Annotated in this window: 4 protein-coding genes; 1 reads left to right on the forward strand and 3 read right to left on the reverse strand. The window is 54.5% G+C overall.

Annotated elements, in window-relative coordinates:
• Positions 1–66: 66 nt before the first annotated feature.
• Complete coding sequence (locus Pr1d_RS17295) at positions 67–4107, forward strand: chemotaxis protein CheB (RefSeq protein ID WP_148074693.1); 4041 nt, start codon at positions 67–69, stop codon at positions 4105–4107.
• A gap of 97 nt (positions 4108–4204) precedes the next feature.
• Here the strand turns inward: Pr1d_RS17295 and Pr1d_RS17300 are convergent, their stop codons facing one another.
• The 3 genes from Pr1d_RS17300 to Pr1d_RS17310 form a co-directional block, all read right to left on the reverse strand.
• Positions 4205–4957, reverse strand: coding sequence for an SIR2 family NAD-dependent protein deacylase (locus Pr1d_RS17300; RefSeq protein WP_168205308.1), 753 nt, complete (start codon positions 4955–4957; stop codon positions 4205–4207).
• A 552-nt stretch (positions 4958–5509) separates the two neighbouring features.
• Positions 5510–11257: a cadherin domain-containing protein gene (locus tag Pr1d_RS17305; protein ID WP_148074695.1), complete on the reverse strand. Its 5748-nt coding sequence runs from the start codon at positions 11255–11257 to the stop codon at positions 5510–5512.
• A 123-nt stretch (positions 11258–11380) separates the two neighbouring features.
• Positions 11381–12235, reverse strand: a complete 855-nt coding sequence (locus Pr1d_RS17310; protein WP_148074696.1) for an efflux RND transporter periplasmic adaptor subunit — start codon at positions 12233–12235, stop codon at positions 11381–11383.
• Positions 12236–12346 lie beyond the last annotated feature (111 nt).

The following is a 12346-nucleotide window of genomic DNA, read 5'->3' on the forward strand; positions in this document are numbered from 1 at the left end:
GATCGACGAGTCAATTTCTCAACCAATACGCAAGTAAAAATAAGCACTCCTGCTGAACGGTGCCCTATGATCATCCCTAATGACAACGGATTTATCGCAGCAAACTCGCTTCCAGATTCTTCTGGAGGGGAAGTCGGTTTAGACGATACCGCCTCTTTATATGTGGTCTCACTGGGCGCTTCAGCTGGAGGCTTAGAGGCCCTCGAAAAGTTTTTTGATACGGTTCCCGACGAGAGCGGACTTGCCTTCGTAGTTGTTCAGCATCTATCACCAGACTTCAAAAGTCTGATGAACGAGCTGCTTGCCCGTCATACAGAGCTAAAAATCTATCGTGTCGAGGATGGCATGGAAGTTGAGCCGAATGCGATCTATCTGATCCCGCCTAAGAAAGAGATGATCGTTGCCGACGGCAAGCTGCTTCTGACCGACAAAGACCCATCCCAAGGGCTAAGTTTGCCAATCGATACCTTTATGCGTTCCCAAGCTCAGGAATACGGTGAGCAGGCGATTGGAGTGATACTATCCGGCACTGGTAGTGATGGTTCCCGCGGGATTCGAGCGATCCATGAAGCCGGTGGATTTGTGATTGCACAAGATGAAACCACAGCAAATTTCGATGGAATGCCCCGCAGTGCCATTGAGACTGGGATAGTCGATGCTGTACTACCCCCACATCAAATAGCTGACGAAATCCTTCGTCACATACGCGGAGACACTCAATCTCCTGCAACCGCAGAAGATTGTCACCGAGTTTCTGAATCTGGCATTAGTGAACTATTCGGAGCTTTGCGAGAGGTGTACCGAATAGATTTTTCCTACTACAAGCCCGCGACAGTCGTGCGACGGGTAGAACGTCGCCTGCAGCTTACTGGCTGCTTAGACCTTAGCGACTACGTTCGAAGCGTTCTCTCTGACAAGGACGAACTCAATGCGCTCTACCGTGATTTGCTTATTGGGGTTACCAAGTTTTTTCGCGATGCGGATGCATTTCGCAACTTGGAAGTCGAAGTTATTCCTCAACTGCTGAGCCGAGTCCCCGCTGATGAAGAATTGCGAGTATGGGTTGCTGGGTGTGCCACGGGAGAAGAAGCCTATTCTATGGCCATCTTGCTCCATGAAGCCCTTTCAACACGCTCCAGGCCGTTGAACGTTAAGGTCTTTGCCACGGACGTACATCATGCATCTATAGAAATTGCAAGTGGCGGATTCTATGCCGAGGACGCGCTCTCCGGAGTTTCTTCAGAGCGGCTGCAAAGGTACTTCCTCAAGAGAGGATCGGGTTACCAAGTGGCTCAGGATCTACGCAAGATGATCGTCTTTGCGCCACACAATGTGGTTAAGGATGCCCCTTTCACGAAGCTAGATCTGGTTTGCTGCCGCAATCTCCTGATCTACCTGAAACCGGAGGCCCAAAACAAGGCCCTTTCTCTCTTCCACTTTGGGTTGCGGGCAGGTGGATTCTTGTTCTTAGGGCCGAGCGAGAGTCCTGCCGATCTCGATGAAGAGTTCGAGACAGTGGATCGGCACTGGAAGATGTACCGTAAAAGGCGTGATGCTCGCTTGCCTGCAAATCTGCGTCTACCACTTTCCCCAGGCCTGGAAAGACTCAGATCGGTCCCCGCAACTAATCACGCAGCACTCAGGGCAATCCCTGAAGTTCACTTACTGAAGGCGTATGATGCGCTTCTAGAAGATTATGTACCAGCTAGCCTGCTCGTGGATGAGCATCGCAAATTAGTCCACTCCTTTACGGGTGCCGGAAAGTTTCTCGTAGTCCCTGATGGTAGGCCACCTGAAGATGTACTGGAGTATGTGGATCCTGAAATCAAGCTTGCCTTGGCAGGTGCACTGCAGAGGGCGATGAAAGAGAAGCTGCCGGTCGCATACGGCAAGATCAACTGTGGCTCAGTCGGCGAGGGGCAGCAGCTAAGGCTCTCCGTCAGACCGATTTCTATCCGCAGCACAGGTGATGACTACTACCTCATTACTTTTGAATCACGAAAGAAAGAACCACTTCAGGTGAAGGTATCCGATGAGATCCATCTTGATGGAGTATCTCTTGATCGGATCAACGAACTCGAAGAGGAGCTTCAGTATACCAAAGAGAATTTGCAGTCAACTGTTGAGGAGATGGAGACCACCAATGAAGAGCTGCAAGCGACCAACGAGGAATTGGTCGCTTCCAACGAAGAGCTGCAGAGCACAAACGAAGAGTTACATTCCGTGAACGAGGAGTTGTATACGGTCAATGCCGAACACCAAAAGAAAATCACAGAACTGACTGAACTAACTGATGACATGGACAATCTGTTGCGTAGCACAGAGGTTGGCACCATTTTTGTGGATCGTGAGCTCACGATACGCAAATTGACTCCGCAGATAGCCCACGTATTTCAGCTCGTTCCGCAAGATGTTGGCAGGACACTCAATGCTTTCACACATAGTATAAAACATGAATCTCTGATGGATGATGTTCAGCGCGTAATTGAGTTGGAAGAGGCATTTGAGCTCGACGTACAAGATCGACATGGAACGTGGTACTTTCTACGAATTTTACCCTATCGGTCTAGAGAGCGTGTTGATGGAGCCGTGCTCACATTGACTGATATTGATAGTATCAAACGTTCTGAAGAACAACTGAGACGTTTGTCTAAAGTATTCATGGACGGAGCCGATCCGATTATCATTGAAGACTTGGAAGGACAAATAGTTGACTTGAATCAAGAAGCGGAGCAAACATACGGCTGGAGTCGCGAGGAACTGATCGGAAAGAATATCTCCGTTCTGGTTCCTGAAAGCCAGCGCGACAGGTCCGTCCAGCTGCGTCAGCGTTGTCGTGACAAGGAGTCTCTACGAAACGTCGAGACTTGGAGGCAGTCGAAGTCTGGTGAATCTCGACCGATCCTGCTCACACTCTCTTTGCTTTCCGGCGAGGATGGCGAATCCGTAGGAATCGCCACTATTGCGAAAGACATCACCGCACGAAAAGCAGCGGAAGAAGAAGCACATCGGGAAGTAAAACGCCGCGATGAGTTTCTTGCGATGCTTTCACACGAACTTCGCAATCCACTGGGGGGAGTTGCAAATGCCGCCAGAATTCTCGAACACAAGAAAACTACATCATCGGCCATAGCAGCAGCTTCCGATGTCATACTACGTCAGACCAGTCAAATGGCCTGCTTGTTGGATGATCTGCTCGACGTTTCGAGGATTACACAGGGAAAAATAGATCTCCGCAAAGAGGTTTTCGACCTTTCAAAAACTATAGACGATGCGATTCAAGCAGTTTGTGCAGAGATCGAACAACGTGACCATCAACTTGAGGTGACTGCTCCCGGCGAGGCGATTTATGTCGAGGGGGATCCATCTAGGCTACTACAAATTCAAGTAAATCTGCTAGTCAATGCTGCCAAATACACGCCAAACGGAGGTCGAATCTCTTTGTCGCTCAGCAGCGAAGGCGGATACGCCTGCATGCGAGTCGAAGATAACGGTAAAGGAATTGCGCCTGAGTTGCTTGATTCCGTTTTTGATTTGTTCGTACAAGGCGATAATCCGATTGACCGTTCCGATGGTGGTTTGGGCGTGGGTCTCAGTCTCGTGAAGATGCTCGTGGAGCTGCATCAAGGAACTGTCACGGCCAGTAGTGCAGGACTCGATAATGGTAGCGTATTTACGGTAAAGCTTCCGATTTCTACGAAAAAACCAAACATCAATGGTCCAAACGTTGACTTTGCGGCAGACACGTCTGCACGAATCCTGATCACCGAAGACAACGAGGACAGCCGCAACATGCTCAAACAGCTCCTAGAATTGGAGGGTTATCAAGTATCTGTTGCCGCCGATGGCGAATCAGGCTACGAAGCTATTCGAAATGGAGAGTTTGACATTGCTTTGGTTGACATCGGCTTGCCAAAAATGGACGGATACCAACTTGCCCGCAAAGTTCGTACAGAACTATCTGATCGAAATCTACGTCTGGTTGCAATCACTGGCTATGGCCGGGCCGAGGACCACCAAAAGGTACTCGAAGCAGGGTTTGACGAACATGCTGTGAAACCTGTTGCGCCTGAAGAACTGGCCCGCGTGCTGCGACAGTCTCGCTAAGTGATCTTGCGATTTTGCGACGGACAATAATTCTTAAGCAACTCATGGTGCATTTTTTGCAGGAATACTGGACTGTGCCCTTCATGGCAGAGACTTGCTACACAATGCGGTAATCGACTGCCGAAAGGGTGGCGCCGATCGATTCTTGAATTACTTTGTCCGCCATCACGTCCAGCGGCGTGGTATCGCGGTTGATGATGACCAGCCGGCCCCCGTTTCGTTTCGTAAGCATGGGCAAGTCGGCCGCCGGCGACACGACCAGTGACGAGCCGATCGCCAACAGCAGATCTGCTTCCCGACACCACGCGGCCGCCTGCTCGAGCACTTCCATAGGTAGTGCTTGACCGAACGAAATCGTCGCGTGTTTCAAGCGACCGTTGGCACATTTACGGCACGCGGGAACCCGGTCGGTCTCTAAAAACTCAGCGATCAACGGGGCAGCCTCGGAGGAAGTTCCGCAATCCTGACAGAGAATCTGTCGCGCTGTCCCGTGCAATTCGAGGACGTCCTGATTGCCAGCGATATGGTGCAGCCCGTCAATGTTCTGCGTGATCACGCCGCAGATCATGCCGTCGCGTTCCCATTTGGCGATCACGCGATGACCGTCGTTTGGCTGTGCGTCGGCGAAGTCACGATGGCCCTCCGCCTTCTGTCGCCAGTATTCGTATCTCGCGTCGGCGCTGGCCATAAACTCGTCGTAGTAGACGGTGCGGTACTTCGACCAGACGCCGCCGGGCGAGCGAAAATCGGGAATCCCGCTCTCGGTACTGACGCCGGCGCCCGTGAAGACAACCGCGTTTTCGGCTTTCTTCAGCCAGCCTGCAATTATTGTCGCGACCTCGGAATTCATGCAGTGCATTGTTCAACTCGCAAGAACGGCAGTCAATGCGAGTCACGGTCGTGCGTGGCATTCGAGCGATGTACGGTAGATAGCGGCTTCGACGCGTAAGTTGCCCTATGAAAAATCGAGGGACGTGTCGCTGCAACCCGTTAGGTGCTTACGGCTGAGGCAGGATAGAGCTGCCAGTGTCAGAACCTAGTTTTCCTAATCGATGTAATGCGTAGTTGCTGAGGTCTTTTTCACCGCCTGCAATTAGCCGGATCACAAATTGAAGGCGGGTGGACCATCCGAATGGAGTTAGGCCGGCGGCCAACTTGCAGCGGTCTAGTTTGAGGTCTGACACCTCTGCTCGCTAGAAAAATCGCTTCCAGCGGTCGGTTGATGCAACCGATCTCAGTTCGAGTTGGTGGAAACTGCGGGCGGTGGCGCGACCGCTGTCGAATACGTTGATTGTGCTCCCATGGATGCACCTGCCATACGTGCAACCTGGTATTGAGCCGCAGTGGCGGTGTCCCCCACCGGGGAGCTGCACGCTTCCGCGAAGGTCACGACGAAACGACTCTAGCTACGCTCCTGCCGATTCGAGGAGCCGGATTCGCTCACACCTCGGTAAGCCCTGGCAAATCCCCATAGCTTGGCCAGCAAACCGGTCTCATTGCCCGCGGCGACCAGGGTTGCCACCTCTTCTACGTCAGCCGGCGAAGTGTCGTATTCTGAGAGAGCCCCCTGCGGATCGATCGTTTCAGGGGCCTGCTCCTCCAAGTTGTTGAGCACGGAAACCTCGCCAAAGTCGGTGCTCTTCCAATCGATGTCTTGCGGAATGTACTCATTCAAACCTACGGCAACTGGCACAAATCCATCGGCCGAAAGTCCGGGACGATACAACAGTTCATCCGCAGTGAGCTCCTCGGTCCGGTCAAGTTTGGAATTGATCCTTTCTTCGCTCGACCGCGATTCATCGTCCGAATCCGCCGTGTGCAATTCGTTTACCTCTCGCCCAACATCCTCGGGCTGGGGCGTATCTGCCTGATCTTCTAACTCGATCACGTGTGATATTTCACGCGTGTTGCCTGCCGAGTCAGTAACCGTGATTTGAATCGTGTGAGATTCTGCGTTTTCAAAGTCGAGGTCCGCCCCGCGGGCAACCGAGACCACGCCGGTTTCGGCGTCGATTTCAAAGCGACCGTCGGCATTGTCAGTCAGCTCGTAGGTCAGCTTATCATCACGGTCGGGGTCGGTAGCATAGGCCGCCCCGACGACGGTTCCCGGCTTGGCGTTCTCGGGAATGCTGCCGCCCTTGAAATCCAGGTCAGTGATCGCTTCGTTCACGTCGGTGACCTGAATTTCGAACGACTCCATGCGCTCGTGACCGGCCGAATCGGTAACTTTGATGCTGATCTCATGCGTTCCGGCGTTTTCAAAGTCGAGGTCCGCCCCGCGGGCAACCGAGACCACGCCGGTTTCGGCGTCGATTTCAAAGCGACCGTCGGCATTGTCGGTAAGTTCGTAGGTTAGTTTATCATCACGGTCGGGGTCGGTAGCATAGGCCGCCCCGACGACGGTTCCCGGCTTGGCGTTCTCGGGAATGCTGCCGCCCTTGAAATCCAGGTCAGTGATCGCTTCGTTCACGTCGGTGACCTGAATTTCGAACGACTCCATGCGCTCGTGACCGGCCGAATCGGTAACTTTGATGCTGATCTCATGCGTTCCGGCGTTTTCAAAGTCGAGGTCCGCCCCGCGGGCAACCGAGACCACGCCGGTTTCGGCGTCGATTTCAAAGCGACCGTCGGCATTGTCGGTAAGTTCGTAGGTTAGTTTATCATCACGGTCGGGGTCGGTAGCATAGGCCGCCCCGACGACGGTTCCCGGCTTGGCGTTCTCGGGAATGCTGCCGCCCTTGAAATCCAGGTCAGTGATCGCTTCGTTCACGTCGGTGACCTGAATTTCGAACGACTCCATGCGCTCGTGACCGGCCGAATCGGTAACTTTGATGCTGATCTCATGCGTTCCGGCGTTTTCAAAGTCGAGGTCCGCCCCGCGGGCAACCGAGACCACGCCGGTTTCGGCGTCGATTTCAAAGCGACCGTCGGCATTGTCAGTCAGCTCGTAGGTCAGCTTATCATCACGGTCGGGGTCGGTAGCATAGGCCGCCCCGACGACGGTTCCCGGCTTGGCGTCTTCAGCGATACTGCCACCTTTGAAGTCGAGATCGGTTGGTGCCTGATTCCATGGGACGATTTGACCGCTGCCTCCCCACGAACTGTCGATCATGTTGATCGAGCCGGCAACGTGGATCACCCCACCCTCAAGGCGATACAACTGGGTAACGTCGATGTCGCCATGCACCCACATGTCTCCGTCGATCTTTACCGTGCTGGCGTTTAGTTCGACATCGCCGAACATGGTGCTATTGGCCGAAATGGTTGGGTTGCCCTGCAATTCGACTTTCGCCCCCGTAGCATCGACGTTGGTTCCGTTATCTTTGTACGAGCCAGAGATTTCGATCTCGTCAATCAGGGTCACCGTTCCGCTGGGTTTCTCAATCGAGAGATGGTTCAGTTCACCGACTCCACCCCCGGCGGAAATAGTCTGGTCCCCCGTACCATCGAGAACAAAGGTTCCGCTGCCACCGATCGAAGCGTCCAGTGTAGTGATGTCGCCGGCCACATGGATCCCGCCCGACTGCAATCGGTACAGGCTGGTGATGGTCAAATCGCCGTCAACATCCAGCGTGCCATCGATCGTGACCGTGCTGGCGTTGAGTTCCAAATCGCCAAACGTCGTTCCACTGGCTGCGATGTTCGGATTACCCTGCAATTCGACTTTCGCCCCCGTAGCATCGACGTTGGTTCCGTTATCTTTGTACGAGCCAGAGATTTCGATCTCGTCAATCAGGGTCACCGTTCCGCTGGGTTTCTCAATCGAGAGATGGTTCAGTTCACCGACTCCACCCCCGGCGGAAATAGTCTGGTCCCCCGTACCATCGAGAACAAAGGTTCCGCTGCCACCGATCGAAGCGTCCAGTGTAGTGATGTCGCCGGCCACATGGATCCCGCCCGACTGCAATCGGTACAGGCTGGTGATGGTCAAATCGCCGTCAACATCCAGCGTGCCATCGATCGTGACCGTGCTGGCGTTGAGTTCCAAATCGCCAAACGTCGTTCCACTGGCTGCGATGTTCGGATTACCCTGGAGTTCGACTCTGGCACCGGTGGCGTCGACCACCGATCCGTTGTCCTCGTAGGAGCCGGAGATTTCGATCTCATCAATTAACGTTACCGTACCGCTGGTCTTCTCGATCGACAGCCGACTGATTTCACCTGTTCCGCCCCCTGCGGAGATGGTCTGGTCACCCGATCCATCGAGAACCACCGTGCCGCTGCCGCCGAAGGAGTTGTCCAACGTCGTCACATCGCCGCCCACGTGGATTTCTCCATCCATCAGACGGTAGAGACTTTTGATGGTCAGATCGCCATTCACCTCCAGCGTACCGTCGATGGTCACCGTGCTGGCATTGATCACCAAATCGTCGAACGGGCCATCACTCACCGAAAGCACCGTGTTGCCTGTAATCGTCACCGTGGGAATATCGGTCACGGCAATCGAGAAGGCTTCCTCGTAGGTATTGCCGGCCGAATCGGTCACCTGAACCGTGACGTCGTGGCTCGCCTGCGATTCAAAGTCGAGGTCGGCTCCCTTGGCGACCCGAACTTCGCCGGTTTCCGCGTCGATCTCGAAACGACCGCCAGCGTTGTCGGTAAGGGCATAGCTAAACGTTTCGTCTTTGTCCGGATCAACGGCCGCGGCGGTGCCCACGATGGTGCCTTCGGCCGAGTTCTCGGTGACGATCGCACCAGACAAGTCGAGGTCGGTGGGCGCCGAATTCTGCAACTTGACTTTCAATTCCGTTCCGTCGTAGATCACCTCGGCAGGTGAGGAGAAGTCCTCGTTGTGGACAGTCTCTCCTTCACTGATCGTCATCCTTCCCGAAACGGCACCTGCTCGAATGAATGCCCCGTCGTTGATTTTCTTGTCCACGGTGACCGATTCGAGATCACCCTCGACGATGATCGACGTGCCTCGCACCATTTGGTTCCCGATGTGAATATTCCCGGCCGAACCAGTCACTTCGATCGAAGCGCCACTGGTGAATTGATCACTCACGTCCAGCGACTTCAGGTCGCCACCGACGATGAGCGAGCCTGTCATGTTGTCCCCAATCGTGGTCGCACCAAGATCGCCGGCAATTTTGACCGTTCCTTTAAGGTCTCCATTACCTTCTAGAGACAGTTTGGATACGTCTCCGTCGATCTTCAGCGAACCGCTGATAGTGCGGGTCGTAATCTCTTCGACCGAGGAGTCGATCACCACCGTTCCGGCCAGATTGCCCGACGAGAAGGAAAACGCACCTCCCGCGTGAATCGTCGACTTGCCATTGATGTTGCCGCCGATACTGATTGCTTCGGCCTTACCGCCAATATCCACGGTTGCATTGTTCACCGACGCACCAATCGCCACCGTACCCGCGTCGCCACCCACAATCAGCGAGCCATCCATGCGATCGGCAATCGAGATATCCCCGGAGCTGCCGGCGACGTTGATCGCTGCGCTGGACGAGACATTGTCACCAATCGACAGAGTATCAAGATCGCCCTTGACGTGGAGCGAGCCGGTCATGTCATCGCCGATCGAGGTTGCTCCAAGGTTGCCAGCAATGGTTACCGTGCCGCTCAAATCGGCGTTGCTTGTGAGCGAAAGGGAAGAGACGTCGCCATGAATCTCCATCGATCCGCTGATGGTGCCTGTGGTGACTCCACGAACCGACGAATCAATCGTCACACTTCCGGCAACATTTCCTGAGGAAAATGAGCTAGCAGCCCCGATGTGAATTGTCGACTTGTCATTAATGTTGCCGCCGATACTGATCGCCTCGGCCGAGCCATGAATATCCAACGTGGCACTGCTCATCGCTCCATCAATGGTCACCAACGCAGCGTCGCCACCAACCAACAGTGAACCATCGATGCCACCGCCGATTGAGATATTCCCGGCATCGCCGGCTACCGTGATCGATGCCTTTCCATCGACTTTGTCGCCAATCGTCAGCGATTCAAGATCGCCTCCGACCTTGAGCGAACCCGACATGTCATCGCCAACGGTGGTGGCGCCCAGGTCTCCCGAGACTGTGACGGAGCCACTTAAGTCTGAATTCCCGGTGAGCGTGAACGAGGCGACATCGCCATTTACATCAACCGAACCTTTGCCACCCAAGTGACCTTGAATCTCGAAATCGCCCACGGAGCCGTTCACCACGACGGCATGTTGCAGGCGAGACTCCACGGTCAAGTGATCAATCGTGGTCTCTGCATTGATGATCAGCGGCGCGTCGAGGAGGGTCACATCGAACTCAGCATCCGGACCGGCCATTTGGTCCAACGTGAGAATCGAATTCTCTCCCGTGTCCGACACGTCTGTCACATGCAAACGGTCTTCGTGCACGTCGTAATCGATCTCGGCGCTACCTTCGCCATCGAAATCAACTCGCAGGGCAATGTCACCGTCGACGATGATCGTTTCCTCGGTGACCTCGTAGCCCGAGAGGTCTCCATCGACGACCAGTGCGTTGGCGTCGGCAAACTCGATCGAATCAATATTCTGGTACTCGATGGTGAAGCTGCTGTCGCCATCGTCGATCGTGATGGTCCCGTCGCCGAACTTCACATGGTTCGAGTCGACGTTCGAGAGATCGATGCTGTTCGTCCCGCCGCCACCGTCGACCTTGTACGTCTGCCCGTCTTCCGGCTTGGAGAACTCGAAGATGTCGTCGTAATCCGATCCCACAACCCCTTGGGTCGCATGAGACGATTCGCTTTCTCGCAGACTTCGTTCCTGCTTCTCTTCATCACTATCCGTCAGGTCAAGAATCACTCCTGACCGTGAGTCGGAGAAATCCACGGTGTTGTGACGATCAAGCCTGGAGTCGTCGTCAGCACGGTAGTCTTTTTCGAATTTCACATCGCCATCATCATCGAAGTGCGAACCACCGATTCGCTTCCCGAACAACAGGTCGTCGTCGCCCCCCGTGCCGTGCATGTGAGCGACAACATCATTGTGATCCTGGTCTTGGTGATCGGCTTCATTCTGATGATCATCGCCGGTGTCGGCATCGACCCAGGTAGCCGATAGCAAGATTCTTGGCTCGAGCGTATCGGCCTGTAATGCCGCCTTCGCTCGTCCCGGTTTCTGCGAGTTCTTCTCTGCATCCATGCCTGAGGTATTATCTTGACCTTGCTTGTGACGTTTGGACATGACGGTTCCCTACAACTGATTTCGAGGCCTTGGTGACTGGATACTTCGTCGATTACCGCAGGTGCATTTCGAGGCTGAACGCTGATTGATCGACAACCGCTGCAATCCGTATGTCGGCATTCGTCACCGGGACGAACTCATCTCCTGTGAATCGTCAGACGTTGGATCGCACAGCCGGACGGCGAACCCAACCGGGAGCGATAGATCGCTGTTTTCTATTCCGAACACGCAGCGAAAGGTATCGGTTGCCGCGTCAATCGCCTGCTCTTGAGCAAGCAGTTGAGCCACGACACGAGGGGGTGCTGGCAACTCTGCTTCCAGTGCGTATTCTTCGCCGACGTTCAGTAAGCCGAAGTACGCCACTGGTACGTGAAGCACGACGCGAAGCTGAATCGGGTTGGTGAGCCGCAGAATTGGCTCGTTGGGATTTGCCGTGCCGCCGGGTTTGCCTGTGATTCGAGTGACGGTACCGCCGAAAGGTGCACGAAGTTCATGACCACTGAGACGAACTTCCTCCAGCGCAACCTGGGCTTCCGCTTCGCGCTCTCGTTCGTGGGCTTGCTCCAAGGTAGCGCGAGCCTCTTCCACTCGTCCCTCGGCTTCGTCGAGTTCCAGTCCCGAGGCCGCATTCTTTTCGTATGCATCGCGGACCCGACCCAGGTATTTCTCGGCAAGCGATACCGCGCTCTTGGCACGTATCAACATTGCCCCTCGGCTTGCGATCGCCTCTGCGGCGGCCAGCGATGCTCGGGCAAGACTATCGTCCAGGCGTGCTAGCACCTGTCCTTCTTCAACAAACTGCATCTCTTCGACGTCGATTTCAGACACGGTGCCCGTCGTGGGAAAACTCAAGTCGACCGACTGGCGAGCTTCGACAATGCCGGGCAGCATTGCTGCAGAATTCGTGCCGGGTTCACGGCCGTGGACGGCATGAACGTGCAGAAGAGCAAGGAAAACCAGCAGCAGAAAGCGTCTCATGGGGCAGCTCTCGTGAGAATTGTGTCCAAATCGGTGTGGGAAAGAACACTTGAAACATAGGTCATTCACTTAGAGTCCGCAGTCGTGACCGCTAGCACGCTACGACGCGAT

This window comes from Bythopirellula goksoeyrii (genome assembly GCF_008065115.1).
Classification (GTDB): Bacteria; Planctomycetota; Planctomycetia; order Pirellulales; family Lacipirellulaceae; genus Bythopirellula; species Bythopirellula goksoeyrii.